12 protein-coding genes are annotated in these 14,438 nt (G+C 69.8%); 7 read left to right on the top strand and 5 right to left on the bottom strand.

Annotation, left to right across the window (positions count from 1 at the left end; translation table 11 throughout):
• Window positions 1-8: 8 nt before the first annotated feature.
• Window positions 9-1,502, top strand: coding sequence for a sensor histidine kinase (locus F6J84_RS11020; RefSeq protein WP_150895626.1), 1,494 nt, complete (start codon window positions 9-11; stop codon window positions 1,500-1,502).
• Window positions 1,503-1,564: 62 nt separating this feature from the next.
• Here the strand turns inward: F6J84_RS11020 and F6J84_RS11015 are convergent, their stop codons facing one another.
• Window positions 1,565-1,813, bottom strand: coding sequence for a WhiB family transcriptional regulator (locus F6J84_RS11015; protein ID WP_047542656.1), 249 nt, complete (start codon window positions 1,811-1,813; stop codon window positions 1,565-1,567).
• A 242-nt stretch (window positions 1,814-2,055) separates the two neighbouring features.
• On the opposite strand from F6J84_RS11015, the gene F6J84_RS11010 reads away from it, so the two are divergent.
• A complete protein-coding gene (locus F6J84_RS11010; protein WP_150973720.1) occupies window positions 2,056-2,454 on the top strand; it encodes a histidine kinase in 399 nt (132 codons plus the stop codon).
• Between the two features lie 15 nt (window positions 2,455-2,469).
• Here the strand turns inward: F6J84_RS11010 and bcp are convergent, their stop codons facing one another.
• From bcp to aroA, 3 genes are read right to left on the bottom strand one after another with little or no spacing between them, the layout of a single operon-like run.
• Window positions 2,470-2,937, bottom strand: a complete 468-nt coding sequence (gene bcp / locus F6J84_RS11005) for a thioredoxin-dependent thiol peroxidase (protein WP_150895623.1) — start codon at window positions 2,935-2,937, stop codon at window positions 2,470-2,472.
• Between the two features lie 43 nt (window positions 2,938-2,980).
• Window positions 2,981-4,021, bottom strand: coding sequence for a ribosome small subunit-dependent GTPase A (rsgA, locus tag F6J84_RS11000; RefSeq protein WP_150973718.1), 1,041 nt, complete (start codon window positions 4,019-4,021; stop codon window positions 2,981-2,983).
• A complete protein-coding gene (gene aroA / locus F6J84_RS10995; protein WP_150973716.1) occupies window positions 4,018-5,355 on the bottom strand; it encodes a 3-phosphoshikimate 1-carboxyvinyltransferase in 1,338 nt (445 codons plus the stop codon). The genes rsgA and aroA overlap by 4 nt, the downstream gene beginning before the upstream one ends.
• A gap of 57 nt (window positions 5,356-5,412) precedes the next feature.
• On the opposite strand from aroA, the gene F6J84_RS10990 reads away from it, so the two are divergent.
• Together F6J84_RS10990 and F6J84_RS10985 are read left to right on the top strand one after the other, a co-directional pair.
• Window positions 5,413-6,066, top strand: a complete 654-nt coding sequence (locus tag F6J84_RS10990; protein ID WP_150973714.1) for a sigma-70 family RNA polymerase sigma factor — start codon at window positions 5,413-5,415, stop codon at window positions 6,064-6,066.
• Complete coding sequence (locus F6J84_RS10985; RefSeq protein WP_150973712.1) at window positions 6,063-6,308, top strand: zf-HC2 domain-containing protein; 246 nt, start codon at window positions 6,063-6,065, stop codon at window positions 6,306-6,308. Before F6J84_RS10990 ends, F6J84_RS10985 begins: the two co-directional genes overlap by 4 nt.
• 184 nt (window positions 6,309-6,492) lie before the next feature.
• Here the strand turns inward: F6J84_RS10985 and F6J84_RS10980 are convergent, their stop codons facing one another.
• The gene (locus F6J84_RS10980; RefSeq protein WP_150973710.1) at window positions 6,493-10,200 is read right to left on the bottom strand and encodes a multifunctional oxoglutarate decarboxylase/oxoglutarate dehydrogenase thiamine pyrophosphate-binding subunit/dihydrolipoyllysine-residue succinyltransferase subunit; all 3,708 of its coding nucleotides are present in this window, start codon (window positions 10,198-10,200) and stop codon (window positions 6,493-6,495) included.
• 175 nt (window positions 10,201-10,375) lie between these two features.
• Here F6J84_RS10980 and guaB1 point away from each other — a divergent pair, with 175 nt between their 5' ends.
• The 3 genes from guaB1 (at window position 10,376) to F6J84_RS10965 (ending at window position 14,386) form a co-directional block, all read left to right on the top strand.
• On the top strand, window positions 10,376-11,833 hold the full coding sequence (gene guaB1 / locus F6J84_RS10975; protein WP_150973708.1) for a GMP reductase: 1,458 nt from the start codon (window positions 10,376-10,378) through the stop codon (window positions 11,831-11,833).
• 157 nt (window positions 11,834-11,990) lie between these two features.
• Window positions 11,991-13,337: a hemolysin family protein gene (locus tag F6J84_RS10970; RefSeq protein WP_150974790.1), complete on the top strand. Its 1,347-nt coding sequence runs from the start codon at window positions 11,991-11,993 to the stop codon at window positions 13,335-13,337.
• Complete coding sequence (locus F6J84_RS10965) at window positions 13,334-14,386, top strand: hemolysin family protein (RefSeq protein WP_150973706.1); 1,053 nt, start codon at window positions 13,334-13,336, stop codon at window positions 14,384-14,386. Before F6J84_RS10970 ends, F6J84_RS10965 begins: the two co-directional genes overlap by 4 nt.
• The last annotated feature ends 52 nt before the right edge of the window (window positions 14,387-14,438 follow it).

The raw sequence follows: 14,438 nt of genomic DNA, 5'->3' as shown, positions 1-14,438 counted from the left end.
CTGGGACGGTGTCGACCCTCAGTGATCTCGTCTACGCGCACGGCTTCTCGGACCCGGCGGATGTGGAGTGGCTCCATAGGCTCGCGGGGGACGGTCAGCTCCTCGCCGACCTCGCCTCCGCCGATATCGTGATCTGGGTGCCGACGGCGGACGACTCGTTCATCGCCGTCGCACACGCCCGCCCGAGCGGTGCGGCGACCCTCTTCTACCGCGACATCGTGGGCGACCGGGTGCGTCCGCAGTGGCGGGCGCAGGTGCGCGAGGCGTTCCTGTCCGGCCGCATCGTGGACTCGGCCTCGCCGGACTGGTTCGAGGAGACACCGACCCGGGTCAGGGCCGTCCCGGTCATGCGCACGCGCGGAGCGGCGGGCACCGCGCCCACGGTCCTGGCCGTCCTCACCCGGCACACCAACCTGGGTGAGGCGCGGACGCCGTCCCGGCAGCAGATCACGTTCAACGACTGCGCCGACGATCTGTTCGGCATGATCGCGTCGGGGGAGTTCCCCGACCCCGCGGCGCCGACCGCGCCGCGCCGGGGAGCCCCGCGGGCCTCGGACGGCCTCATCCGCGTCGACGTCGACGGGCTGGCGACGTTCGCGAGTCCCAACGCCCTCTCCGCCTTCAACCGGATGGGCTTCGACGACGAGCTCGAGGGGGAGCCGCTCATCGAGGTCATCACCAAGATCCTCCCGGCGAAGCGCCAGTTCGACGAGTCCCTGCCGGTCGTCGTCGCCGGCCGCGCCCCGTGGCGGGCGGATGTGGAGGCGCGCGGGGTCACCGTGTCGCTGCGCGCCATCCCGCTCCGCGACCACGGCACGCGGATCGGAGCGATCGTGCTGTGCCGTGACGTGACGGAGCTGCGCCACCAGGAGCAGGAGCTCATCACGAAGGATGCGACGATCCGTGAGATCCACCACCGCGTGAAGAACAACCTCCAGACCGTCGCCTCGCTGCTACGGATCCAGGCGCGGCGGACGCATTCCGATGAGGCGCGCGACGCGCTGGCGCACGCGACGCGGCGGGTGTCCGCGATCGCGGTCGTGCACGACACGCTGTCGGAGGGACTGACCCAGAGCGTCGACTTCGACGAGGTGTTCTCCCGCGTGCTCAAGCTCGTGGCCGAGGTCGCCGCGGCCCCGAACACGCGCGCGAAGACCCGCAAGACCGGAACTTTCGGCCCGCTGCCGAGCGAGTATGCGACGCCCCTCGCGCTGGCGCTCACCGAACTCGTGACGAACGCCGTGGAGCACGGTCTCGCCGGTCAGGAGGGCGAGGTGGAGATCGCCGCCGAGCGCACGGAGGAGAGCCTGGAGGTCCGGGTCCGCGACACCGGGGTGGGGCTCCCGGAGGGACAGGTCGGGCGAGGGCTCGGGACGCAGATCGTCCGGACGCTGATCCAGGGGGAGCTGGGCGGGACGATCGACTGGCACACCATCATGGGCAGCGGCACCGAAGTGACCATCGACATCCCACTGCGGTACATCGCGCGCGCTCAGGTCTGAGCGGAGAAAGACACCGCCCCGCCGGGAGGACGCGGAGGCGTCCCCTGGCGGGGCGGTGAGGATCAGGAAGCGCGGCGGGCGCGTGCGGCGCGGCGCTTGAGAGCTCGGCGCTCGTCTTCGGACAGGCCACCCCAGACACCGGAGTCCTGGCCGGTCTCGAGGGCGTACTGCAGGCAGACCTCGGTCACCGTGCAGCGGGCGCACACAGCCTTAGCCTTCTCGATCTGATCGACCGCGGGTCCGGTGTTGCCAACCGGGAAGAACAGCTCCGGGTCGACCGTGAGGCAGGCCGATTTGTCGCGCCAATCCATGCTTGTTGTGCTCCTCGAATGTAGAGAAAGATGTCGGGTGGGAAACAGGAGGAACTCGGGTCCGATACCCTGTCTGTTGTGCGAGCAGGAAGCTCGCCCCACGCCGCTGTGGGGAGCACACGACGTGGTCAATCGTTTCACAGCGCGCAGGCCGAATCAAGCATTCAGAGCCTGTTTCATCCGTATTCACCGGATACTCACGTCGAGCGATCACCACAACATCCCATCGGAGCGGAGAACCCATGCGTCATGACCTGCTGAGCACCATCGCGGGCGGCTTCCTGGTGCTCGAGGGGATCGGGATCGCCGTGCTCGCCGTCATGCAGGCAGGCGCGATCTTCGGCGGAGACACCGCCGTGATCGACACGGCTCTCGCACTCCTCGTGCTCACGGTGATCTGCGCGGCGGCGGTGGTCGCCTTCGGCGTCGCCGTGATGCGGGGGCGCTCCTGGGGACGATCGGGCGGCATCGTGACGCAGCTGCTCATCCTCGCGATCGCGCTGGGTGCCGCCACGGGCGCCTACGCCCACCCGCTGCTCGGCCTCGAGCTGGCCGTCCCGGCGATCATCACCTTCGTCCTGCTCGTCGCCGCTGCGCGCAAGAGTGCCAAGGCCGAGGGCGCGTCCCCCGACGCGCCCTGACCCCTCCTGGCGGCCTCAGTCGATGCCGAGAAGGCTACGGAGCCGCTTGACGTGCCCCGTCGCCTTCACGTTGTACTGGGCGTGCTCGACACGTCCCTCCTCGTCGATGACGAAGGTGGAGCGGAGCACCCCCTCGATGCGCTTGCCGTAGTTCATCTTCTCGCCCCATGCTCCGTACGCCTCGTGGACGGCGTGGTCGGGGTCCGACAGCAGACGGAAGGTCAGCTCGTCGCGCTCGCGGAACTCCCGGAGCTTCGCCGGGGTGTCGCGCGAGATACCCAGCACGGTGTAGCCGGCAGCCTCCAGGGAGGACAGGCTGTCCCGGAAGTCGCAGGCCTGCGTCGTGCAGCCCGGCGTCATCGCGGCCGGGTAGAAGTAGAGGATGACGCGGTGTCCGCGCAGGTCGTGGAGGGAGAGCGTCGCGTCGTCCTGGTCGACGAGCGTGAAATCGGGGGCGATGTCGCCGGGGCTGAGTGTACTCATGCCTCCAGCGTATTCAATCGCGCCGGGTCGCCGCTCGCCCGGGTCACCGCTGGGCGAAGGTGGCCAGCAGGCGCTGCAGCGAGTCCAGGCGGGCGGGCGCGCTCGGCCCCAGGCGTCCCTCGGCCACGGCCTCGATGATCGCGCAGTCCGGGGCGTCGGGCAGGTGCGTGCAGCCGCGCGGACAGTCCTCGGCGGCCTCGGCGAGCTCCGTGAAGGCGCGGAGGACGTTCGCGGGGTCGACGTGTCCGAGGCCGAAGGAGCGGACCCCGGGGGTGTCGATGACCCATCCCGATCCGCCCTCTCCGCGGTAGCGGAGCGAGACCGTCGAACTCGAGGTGTGCCGGCCGCGACCGGTGACCTCGTTCACGTGCCCGGTGGCTCGCAGGGCGGACGGCACGAGCTGGTTCACGAGCGTGGACTTGCCGACGCCGGAATGGCCCACGAAGACGGTCGAGTGGCCGATCAGCGCGGCGCCGATCCGCTCGACCGGCATCTCATCGAGGGCGCTCGTGAACACTTCCAGGTCCAGTCCCTCGAAGTGGGCGAGGAATTCCGCGGGGTCCGCCAGGTCGGTCTTGGTGACCACGAGGAGTGGCCGTACCCCGGCATCGAGTGCGGCGATCAGATAGCGATCGACCAGGCGCGCACGCGGCTCGGGGTCGGCCGCCGCCACGACGACGAGCATCTGATCGGCGTTCGCCACGATCACCCGCTCCACCTGGTCCGTGTCATCGGCGCTCCGGCGCAGCAACGTGGTCCGCGGCTCGATCCCCACCATCCGGGCGAGGGTTCCCTCGGCACCGCTGGTGTCGCCCACGACGCGCACGCGGTCGCCGGTGACGATGGGCTGCTTGCGCAGTTCCCGGGCCCGGGTCGCCACGACGGTGTGTTCCTCCGGGGTGTCCTCGCCCACGAGGACCGCGTACCGGCCGCGGTCGACTCCGAGGACACGGGCGATCTGGGCGTCCGCGTGGGCGGGACGCCGTTTCGTGCGGGGGCGGTTGGCCTTGGGATTCGGCCGTGCGCGGAAGTCGGATTCGTCGAGTTCCGTCTCGTCCTCGTCGTCGTCTGGAAGCCAGCTCACGCGGACGCGTCCTCACCGTCGAGCATGCGGCGCCAGAGCTCCGGGAACTCGGGCATGGTCTTCGCGGTGGTGCCGATGTCGTCCACGTGGACGTCGGGGACTCCGAGCCCGACGAGGGCTCCCGTGGTCGCCATCCGGTGGTCGTGGTGGGCGCGCCAGAGCCCGCCGGTGAGCGCACGGGGGATCACCCGGATGCCATCGGGCAGCTCCTCCGCCTCGCCGCCGATCGCGCGGATATCGCCGACGAGCGCCGCGATCCGGTCGGTCTCGTGGCCACGGATGTGCCCGATGCCGGTGAAGGTGGACGGTCCGTCCGCGAACAGCGCCAGGCCGACCAGGGTGGGGGTGAGCTCACCGACCGCTGAGAGGTCCAGATCCACGGCACTGATCCGGTTGCCGCCGGTGACGGTGAGCATGCCGTGCCGGCGGACGCAGCGGGCGCCGAAGGCCGAGAGCAGCTCCGGCAGCTGCGCGCCCGGCTGGGTGGAGTGCGCCGGCCACCCCAGGACGGCGACCTGACCGCCGGTGACGAGGGCGGCGGCGAGGAAGGGGGCGGCGTTGGACAGGTCCGGCTCGATCGCCACGTCCTTCGCGCGGATGGGGCCCGGGGGCACGATCCACTGGCCCGGGGCGGGGCGCTCGACGTGCACGCCGCGATGGGACAGCGCCTCGACCGTCATGTCGATGTGCGGCACGCTCGGCAACCGCGAACCCTGGTGGATGAGCTGCATCCCGACGTCGAACCGGGCGGCGGACAGCAGGAGACCGGAGACGAACTGGCTGGACGCGCTCGCGTCGATCGTCACCTCGCCGCCGCGGACGTGCCCGCGGCCGCGCACGAGGAAGGGCAGTGCCCAGGTGCCGCTGTCGTCGATGTCCACGCCGACCTCGCGCAACGCCCGGATCATCTCGCCCATCGGGCGGTGCAGCGCGCTGGCGTGTGCCGTGACGGTGACGTCACCGGTGGCGAATCCGGCGAGCGGCGTGACGAAGCGCATGACGGTCCCGGCCTGGCCGCAGTCGACGGTGCCGCCCCCCGGGATGCGCTCCGGGGGAGTGACCCGCAGGTCGTCGCCGAAGGCGCCCGTGCCGGCGATGGGCTCGACGATCACGCCGAGGGAGGCGAGCGCACGGATCATGCGTACCGAGTCGTCCGAGTGCAACGGAGCATGGATGGTGCTGGGCGCGTCGGCCAGGGCGGCGAGCACGAGTTCGCGGTTGGTGAGGGACTTCGATCCCGGCACGGCGACGACCGCATGCAGCGGACGGGCGGCCCGCGGGGCCTGCCAGGGAGCGGCCTCGGTGGGCTGGGGGGAATAGCGGTCGGCGCTCATCGGTTCCACCCTACTGAACGCCCTCGCCGAGAGAGTGATTCGCGGGAAAGGACGTGCATGAACGCGGTGCTGGAGAGACGCTGGTCGGGCATCGACGCGGCCGTAGACTGGCCCATGATGGACGACCAGGCTCACGCGGACACGCGCACACAGTTCGAGGAACAGGCGCTGCCCTTCATGGATCAGCTCTATGCGGCGGCGATGCGTATGACGCGCAATCCCGCGGACGCGGCCGACCTGGTGCAGGAGACCTTCGTGAAGGCCTACTCCTCCTGGGCCACGTTCACGCAGGGGACGAACCTCAAGGCGTGGCTGTACCGCATCCTGACCAACACCTACATCAACACGTACCGCAAGAAGCAGCGCGAGCCCTATCAGAGCGCCATCGACGACCTCGAGGACTGGCAGATGGGCGGCGCCGAGTCGACGACCGCCACGCGCTCGCGATCCGCCGAGGCGGAGGCCATCGACCGCATGCCCGCTTCCGTCGTCAAGGACGCGCTGCAGTCGATCCCCGAGGACTTCCGGATGGCGGTGTACCTCGCGGATGTGGAGGGCTTCGCGTACCAGGAGATCGCGGACATCATGAAGACACCCATCGGCACAGTCATGAGCCGCCTGCATCGTGGCAGGCGCATGCTTCGGGAGCTGCTTGCCGAATACGCGCAGGAACGGGGCATCACCCCGTCGGCATCCAGGAGCGGGAAATGACCGATTGCGGTTGTGAGAAGGCACGTCGGGACCTCGAGGAATACCTCCGGAACGAGGTCTGCCACACGGAGCACACGGACATCACCGAGCACTTGGCGACGTGCGCCGAGTGCCGGGACGAGGCGCTCGTGGCGCGCACCCTCACCGAGGTCGTCGCACGCGCATGCCGGGAGGCCGCACCGGAGGAGCTGCGTGACCTCGTGCTGAGCCGTCTGCGGACCGCTCAGGCCACCCACCACTGACCCTTCGCGCCGCCCTGCCCGTCTTGGCGGGCGGCTGAACCCGTCCAGGCCGGCGGCTGAGCCCGTCCGGGCGGGCTGGGGGTGCCGCCGCCACGCATCGCCCGCCTGACGCGCCCACATGCAGATCGCCGCGCCCCTGATCCTCTCGGATCGGTGGCGCGGCGATTCCGCGTGCGGGCGGGCCTCAGAGCGTGAGGGCCTTCGCGAGCAGGGCCGTCTGCTCGACCTGGTGCACCTTCGCCGATCCCGCGGCCGACGAAGCGGAAGCTACGCGGGAAACGACCCGGATGGTGCGCCCGTGCAGGTGCTTGACGACCTCCAGGGCGATGAAGGGCCACGCGCCCTGGTTCTCCGGCTCCTCCTGGACCCAGACCAGCTCGGCGTTCGGGTAGCTGTCGATGATCGCGTTGAGCTCGTCCACCGGAGCGGGGTAGTACTGCTCCATCCGGACCAGCGCGATCTCCGGGTTCGGGTTCTTCTGCAGATCGGCGCGCAGATCCCAGTGGATCTTGCCGGCGTGCAGGAGCACCCGCTTCACCCGGCTCCGATCGAGCTCGCGCGAGTCGTCCAGCACCGGCTGGAAGCGGCCCTCGGTGAACTCCTCGACAGGGCTCGTCGCATCACGCAGACGCAGCATGGCCTTCGGGGTGAACACGATCAGGGGCTTCCGCGGACGCGCGTAGGCCTGGCGGCGCAGCAGGTGGAAGTACGACGCGGGCGTCGAGGGTCGTGCGACCACCATGTTGTCCTGGGCGCACATCTGCAGGAACCGCTCGATGCGTGCGGAGGAGTGGTCGGGGCCGGCGCCCTCGTAGCCGTGCGGCAGGAGCAGCACGACGGAGGACTGCTGACCCCACTTCTGGTCCGCAGACGACAGGTAGGTGTCGATCACGGTCTGGGCGCCGTCGACGAAGTCGCCGAACTGCGCCTCCCAGAGCACGAGGGCATCGGGACGCTCCACTGAGTAGCCGTACTCGAACGCGAGCGCGGCGTACTCGCTGAGCAGCGAGTCGTAGATGAAGAACCGGCCCTGGTTCTCGGTGAGGTTGACCAGCGGCAGCCACTCCTGACCGTTCGCCCGGTCGTGGAACACGGCGTGACGCTGCACGAACGTGCCACGACGCGAGTCCTGTCCGGCGAGGCGGACCGGCGTGCCCTCCATGAGCAGCGAACCGAAGGCGAGGAGCTCGCCGAACGCCCAGTCGATGCCGCCGTTGCGGCTCATGGCGTGGCGCTTGTCGAGGAGCTGCTGGAGCTTCGAGTGCACCGTGAAGCCATCGGGCTTGTTGACGAACGCGTCGCCGATCACGTGCACGACCTCGGTGGAGACGCCGGTCGTCTCGGGCTCGCCGCTCGCGGGCTCCACCTCGGCCTCCTCGGCCACGATCGTGTGCGTGCCCGTCTCGGCCTCGTGGGTCTCGGCGAAGGCGACCTCCAGGCGGTCCTGGAAATCCCGCTTGGCCTGCTCGTACTCCTCTTCGGTGATGTCACCGCGTCCGACGAGCGATTCCGTGTAGAGGCGACGGACCGAGCGCTTGGCCTCGACGAGGTTCGTCATGAGGGGCTGCGTCATCGACGGGTCGTCGCCCTCGTTGTGGCCCCGACGGCGGTAGCAGACGAGGTCGACCACGATGTCGCGGTGGAACTCCTGGCGGTAGCGGAAGGCCAGCTCGGCGGCGCGGACCACGGCTTCCGGGTCGTCGCCGTTCACGTGCAGGATCGGCGCCTGGATCGTCTTGGCCACGTCCGTCGCGTACACCGAGGTGCGCGAGTCGACGGGGAGCGTCGTGAAGCCGAGCTGGTTGTTGATGATGACGTGGATGGTGCCGCCGGTGCGGTAACCGCGCAGCTGCGACATCTGCAGCGTCTCGACCACGACGCCCTGTCCGGCGAACGCGGCGTCGCCGTGCACGAGGATCGGCAGCCAGGAGAACGTGCCCACGGGCTTGCGGTCCTGCTTCGCGCGCACGATGCCCTCGAGGACTCCGTCCACGGTCTCGAGGTGGGAGGGGTTCGCCGCCAGGACGACGGGGAGCTCCTCGTCCCGGTCGGACTGGAACACGCCCTCGGTGCCGAGGTGGTACTTCACGTCGCCGGAGCCGCGCTTGTTGCCCGGCAGGCTCGTGCCCTCGAACTCGCGGAACACCTGGCCGTAGGTCTTGCCGGCGATGTTGGTCAGGACGTTCAGACGACCGCGGTGCGCCATGCCGATGGCGGCACCGTCGAGGCCGGCCGCGGCCGCACCCTGCAGGATCTCGTCGAGCAGCGGGATGACGGACTCGCCGCCCTCGAGGCTGAAGCGCTTCTGGCCCACGTACTTGGTCTGCAGGAAGGTCTCGAAGGCCTCCGCCTCGTTGAGCTTCGAGAGGATGCGCAGCTGCTCGTCGTGACCGGGTTTCTGGTACTTGACCTCCAGGTTGTCCTGGAACCACTTGCGCTGGGCGGGGTCGTGGATGTGCATGTACTCCACGCCCGTGGTGCGGCAGTAGGAGTCGCGCAGCACGCCGAGGATGTCGCGCAGCTTCATGATGCGCTTGCCGCCGAAGCCGCCGGTGACGAACTCGCGGTCGAGGTCCCAGAACGTCAGTCCGTGGCTCTCGATCTCGAGGTCGGGGTGCGTGCGCTGCACGTACTCGAGGGGATCGATGTCGGCCATCATGTGCCCACGCACGCGGAAGGCGTTGATGAGCTCCTGGACGCGTGCACCCTTGTCGATGCGCTCGGCGACGTCGACGTTGATGTCGTTGGCCCAGTGGATCGGAGCGTACGGGATGCGCAGCGCGGCGAAGATCTCCTCGTAGAACCCGCGCTGCCCGATGAGCAGCTCGTGCACCTTCTTGAGGAACTCGCCCGATCCGGCACCCTGGATGACGCGGTGGTCGTAGGTGCTGGTCAGGGTGATCGTCTTGCCGATGCCGAGCTCGGTGAGCGTCTTGTCGCTCGACCCCTGGAACTCGGCCGGGTACTCGAGGGCGCCCGCACCGATGATGCAGCCCTGCCCCTTCATGAGACGGGGCACCGAGTGCACGGTGCCGATCCCGCCGGGGTTGGTCAGGGAGAGCGTGGTGCCCTGGAAGTCCGCGCCGGTGAGCTTGTTGGCTCGGGCACGCTTGACGAGGTCCTCGTACGAGGCGAGGAACTCGGTGAACGACAGCGCCTCGGCGCGCTTGATGCTCGGGACGAGCAGCGCGCGGGTGCCGTCCGGCTTGGGCAGGTCGATCGCGATGCCGAGGTTGACGTGCGCCGGGGCGACGACCGAGGGCTTGCCGTCGACCTCCGCGTAGAACACGTTCTGGCTCGGGAACTCCTTCAGCGCCTGGATCAGCGCCCAGCCGATGATGTGCGTGAAGCTCACCTTGCCGCCGCGGGTGCGCGACATGTGGTTGTTGATGACGATGCGGTTGTCGATCATCAGCTTCGCCGGGACCGTGCGGACGCTCGTCGCGGTGGGGACCGTGAGGGACTGGTCCATGTTCGCCGCGAGGGTCTTGGTCATGCCGCGCAGCGGCGTGACGGTGTCTTCCTCGACGGCCGCGGCCGGGTCGGACGGGCGGGGGCGCGGCGCCTGCGCCGGGATGGGCTGCGGGGCGGCCGGCTTCGCCGTGGTGCGCGCAACGGGCGGCGCGCCGATCACCGGGATGGGGGCGGTCACCGGATGCGGTTCGCTTCCGGTGGGCGCCGGTGCGGCGCTGCCCGTCTGCAGTGCATCCTGCTTGGCCTCGGTCGCGGCGCTCAGATCAGCGGGCGTGTACGCCTCGAGGATCGGCCACCAGGACTTGTCGACGGAATTCTTGTCGACCTTGAACTGCTCGTAGAGTTCCTCCACCAGCCACTCATTGGCCCCGAACTCTCCGTCGTTCGACACCCCGACGCCTGTCACTTGGCTCGACACCCTCGATCGCCTGCTTTCGTGTGAATTCTGCGGCCGTGCAGGGCCGCCAGTGGCCCACACGCACGAGTACCAAGGGTATCCCAGTCTCGCCCCCCGGGAGCCGGGAGCAGCCCGCATAGCAGGAAACAAGCCGCAGCATTATCCGTTCTGTCAGGAATCGCTAACCTTGACAGACATGGACTTCAACGGCGACGCCCCCGCGCTCGATCTGACCTACTCGGATGTGTTCCTCATCCCGCGCCGGTCGGCGGTGGGTAGCCGGCTGGATGTCGACCTCTCGCCGGGCGACGGGACGAGCGCCACGCTGCCGATCGTGTCGGCCAACATGAACTCGGTGACCGGCGCGCGGCTCGCCGCCACGCTCGCCCGGCGGGGCGGCCTCGGCGTCCTGCCGCAGGACATGCCGTTGCAGGAGCTGGACGCCGCCATCCGCTGGGTCAAGAGCCGCCCGGTGCGCTGGGACACGCCTCTCGTCCTGCCGCCGCACGCGACCGTCGCGGACGCGTCTCGGCTCCTGCCCTCCACCACGGGACACGCCATCGTCGTCGCGGACCCCTCCGCCGAACGCCTGTCCATAGATGCGATCACCGGCGTCGTGGCGGCGTCGCGACTGGCCACCGCGCTGCCGGATGCGGTGCTGGGGGATCTCGTGCGTGGCCGACCGGTCGCGATCGACGCGGACGACGTGGCCGATGCCCGGGCGGCCTTCGACGTCCTGGTCGCGGCGGACGCGGAGACCGTGTGCGTGCTGGAGCACGGATGGCTGGTGGGGACGCTCACGCAGCGCACCGCCCTCCGGTCGACCATCTACCGCCCCGCGGTGGACCGGGAGGGGCGGCTCATCGTCGCCGCAGCGATCGGCATCAACGGCGACGTGGCCGAGAAGGCCCGCGCGCTGGCCGGGGCGGGCGTCGACGTGCTCGTGCTCGACACCGCCCACGGGCACCAGGAGGGGATGCTGCGGGCCCTCGGATCGGTGTCGGATGCAGGTCTGGGCCTCCCGATCGTGGCGGGGAACATCGTCACCGCCGACGGCGTGGCCGATCTCGTCTCCGCCGGCGCATCGATCCTGAAGGTCGGTGTCGGTCCCGGCGCCATGTGCACGACGCGGATGATGACGGCGGTCGGCCGCCCGCAGTTCTCCGCAGTGCTGGAGACCGCTCAGGCGGCACGGGAACGCGGCGCGCACGTGTGGGCGGACGGCGGGGTTCGCTACCCCCGCGACGTCGCGCTCGCCCTCGCCGCCGGCGCGGCATCCGTCATGATCGGATCCTGGTTCGCGGGGACGATCGAGGCACCGGGGGAGCTGCGCACGGATGCGGACGGCCGGGTCTACAAGGAATCGTGGGGGATGGCATCGACCAAGGCCGTCCAGGCGCGGTTCGGCCGGCTCGACGCGTACGAACGCGCCCGGAAGGAGCTGTTCGCCGAAGGCATCTCCTCCTCCCGGATCTACCTGGATCCGCTGCGGCCGGGCCTCGAGGACCTGCTCGACATGATCACCTCCGGGGTGCGCTCCTCTTTCACCTACGCCGGTGCCGCGACGGTCGCGGACTTCCACGACCGTGCCCTGGTCGGGCTGCAGTCGGCCTCGGGCTACGAAGAGGGCAAGGCGCTGCCGGTCAGCTGGTGACGGGTCGCGCGCGCGATCCTCTTCCCCCGGCATGCGGATGCGGGGAAGGCACAGGCGCGGGCGTGCCCGGCAACGATAAGCTGGTCGGCACGATGGACGACCCCCCCAGTAGACCCTTGCCCCACCGACCCGTCTCCCGTGAGGGAGGGACCGCGTGATGGACTACATCATGCTGGGCGTGGGGCTGTTGCTCACCGTCGGCACCGGATTGTTCGTCGCGAGCGAGTTCGCGCTGGTCAACCTCGACCGCGCCGACCTGGAATCCCGGCAGAAGGCCGGTGAGAGCCGGCTCGCGCTCACCATCTCGGCCCTGCGGATCACCTCGACGCACCTCAGCAGCGCGCAGCTGGGCATCACGCTCACGACCCTGCTGACCGGTTACACGATGGAACCGGCGATCTCCAACCTGCTGCGGCCGGTGCTCATCACCTGGGGCATGCCCGACGGCGTCGTGCGCGGATTGTCCGCCGTGGTCGGCATCACGATCGCGACGGTGTTCTCGATGATCCTCGGCGAGCTCGTGCCGAAGAACTTCGCCCTCGCCGTTCCCCGTCAGACGGCAAAGCTGGTCATGCCCTTCCAGGTCGCCTTCACCATGGTGTTCCGTCCTGCGGTCAAGGTGCTCAACGGCAGCGCGAACGGCATCCTCCGCGGGATGGGGATCGAGCCCAAGGAAGAGCTGTCGGGCGCCCGCACCGCGGAGGAGCTGTCGAGTCTCGTCCGCCGCTCGGCCAGCGCCGGCGTGCTGGAGAAGGACACCGCCTCGCTGCTGGATCGGAGCCTCACCTTCGCGCGTCTGAGCGCCGACGACGTGATGACACCGCGGCCGCGGATCCACGCCGTGGCCGCAGCGGACTCCGCCGAGGACGTCGTGCAGCTCGCGCGCACCACGGGACACAGCCGCTTCCCGGTGTACGGCGAATCGATGGACGACATCGTGGGCATCGTGCATCTCAAGGCCGCCGTGAGCGTGCCCCGGGACCGCCGCTCCGACGTGCCCGCAGCCGCCCTCGCCAGCGAGCCGCTGCGCGTCCCGGAGACCGTGCACCTCGACGTGCTCGTCGCGGAGCTGCGCGCCCGTGGGTACCAGATGGCCATCGTCGTGGACGAGTACGGGGGGACGGCGGGCGTCGTGACCCTCGAGGACCTCGTCGAGGAGATCGTCGGGGAGGTGCTCGACGAGCACGACCGCCGTCGTGCCGAAGTGGTCCGCGGGGCGGACTCGCTCACGTTCTCCGCAGCACTCCGCCCCGACGAACTGCGCGACCGCACCGGCGTGCGGGTGCCGGAGGGCGACGTCTACGACACGATCGGCGGATTCCTGATGAGTGAGCTCGGCCGCATCCCCCGCGTCGGGGACGAGCTGGAGATCGAGGACGGGACCATGACCGTCGTGCGTATGGACGGTCGTCGCGTGGACCGGGTCCGGTTCACCCCGCGACCGGTGCCGGCGGATGCCGACACGGATGTGCGCAGCGAGATCGAGGGGGGTGGGAACCGATGAACGATTGGGCGGGAATCGCCTGGCTCGTCGTCCTGCTCGTGTTCAACGCCTTCTTCGTGGGGGCGGAGTTCGCGGTCATCTCCGCGCGCCGATCGCAGATCGAGCCTCTCGCGGAGAAGGGCTCGCGGTCCGCCAAGACGGCGCTGTGGGCCATGGAGCACGCGACCCTGATGCTGGCGACGTGTCAGCTCGGGATCACGATCTGCTCGCTGCTGATCCTCAACGTGTCCGAACCGGCGATCCACCACCTGCTGGCGGCGCCGCTGGAACTGACCGGATGGCCGGTCGCCGCCGTCGACGCGGTCGCCTTCGTGATCGCGCTCGTGCTGGTGTCGTACCTGCACGTGGTGTTCGGCGAGATGGTGCCCAAGAACCTCGCCTTCTCCCTGCCCGACCGGGCCGTGCTCATGCTGGCCCCGCCGTTGGTGTGGGTCTCGAAGGTGTTCCGCCCGGTCATCGTCACGCTCAACTGGATCGCCAACCACGTCGTCCGGCTGTTCCGGGTCGAGCCGAAGGACGAGGCCGCCTCGACCTTCACGCTCGACGAGGTCGCCACGATCGTCAACCAGTCGCGCATCGAGGGCGTGCTGGACGACGCCGCGGGCACGGTCAGCGCGGTGGTGGAGTTCACCGACAAGAAGGCGAAGGATGCGGCGGTGCCGCTGAGCGCGCTGGTCACCCTGCCGGAGGCGACCACCGCATCCGAGATCGAGCGGGCCGTGGCCAAGCACGGCTTCTCGCGCTACGTGATCGTGGACGACGCGGGCGTCCCGGTCGGGTACGTGCACCTGAAGGACGTGCTGCGGGTCGCGGAGACCTCCGCGGACGCGCACGTCGAGCGGCCCATCCCGGCGAAGCGGATCCACCGGATGGTGCCGCTGCTGGAGACGACCGACCTCGAGGACGCTCTGGCCCTGATGCGGCGCGCCGGCCGCCACCTGGCGCAGGTGCGTGACGATCAAGGGAACACGACCGCCGTCCTGTTCCTCGAGGACATCATCGAGGAGCTCATCGGCGAGGTCCAGGACGCCACCCGCCGCGCCCGGTGACCGCGTCACCCGCCGCCCCGCACCCGGGGCGGCGGGGGCCTCTTGCGTCGAC

Origin of the sequence: Microbacterium caowuchunii, from assembly GCF_008727755.1 — a bacterium.
Taxonomy (GTDB): Bacteria; Actinomycetota; Actinomycetes; order Actinomycetales; family Microbacteriaceae; genus Microbacterium; species Microbacterium caowuchunii.
This window is presented reverse-complemented; position numbering and strand designations above follow the sequence as displayed.

What these genes read in the sequence shown, in the direction of transcription:
- F6J84_RS11015 (WP_047542656.1), bottom strand. Translation starts at nt 1,813, where the DNA reads ATGGATTGGCGCGACAAATCGGCCTGCCTCACGGTCGACCCGGAGCTG.
- bcp (WP_150895623.1), bottom strand. Translation starts at nt 2,937, where the DNA reads ATGAGTACACTCAGCCCCGGCGACATCGCCCCCGATTTCACGCTCGTC.
- F6J84_RS11010 (WP_150973720.1), top strand. Translation starts at nt 2,056, where the DNA reads ATGCGTCATGACCTGCTGAGCACCATCGCGGGCGGCTTCCTGGTGCTC.
- F6J84_RS10990 (WP_150973714.1), top strand. Translation starts at nt 5,413, where the DNA reads ATGAACGCGGTGCTGGAGAGACGCTGGTCGGGCATCGACGCGGCCGTA.
- guaB1 (WP_150973708.1), top strand. Translation starts at nt 10,376, where the DNA reads ATGGACTTCAACGGCGACGCCCCCGCGCTCGATCTGACCTACTCGGAT.
- aroA (WP_150973716.1), bottom strand. Translation starts at nt 5,355, where the DNA reads ATGAGCGCCGACCGCTATTCCCCCCAGCCCACCGAGGCCGCTCCCTGG.
- F6J84_RS10965 (WP_150973706.1), top strand. Translation starts at nt 13,334, where the DNA reads ATGAACGATTGGGCGGGAATCGCCTGGCTCGTCGTCCTGCTCGTGTTC.
- F6J84_RS10970 (WP_150974790.1), top strand. Translation starts at nt 11,991, where the DNA reads ATGGACTACATCATGCTGGGCGTGGGGCTGTTGCTCACCGTCGGCACC.
- F6J84_RS10985 (WP_150973712.1), top strand. Translation starts at nt 6,063, where the DNA reads ATGACCGATTGCGGTTGTGAGAAGGCACGTCGGGACCTCGAGGAATAC.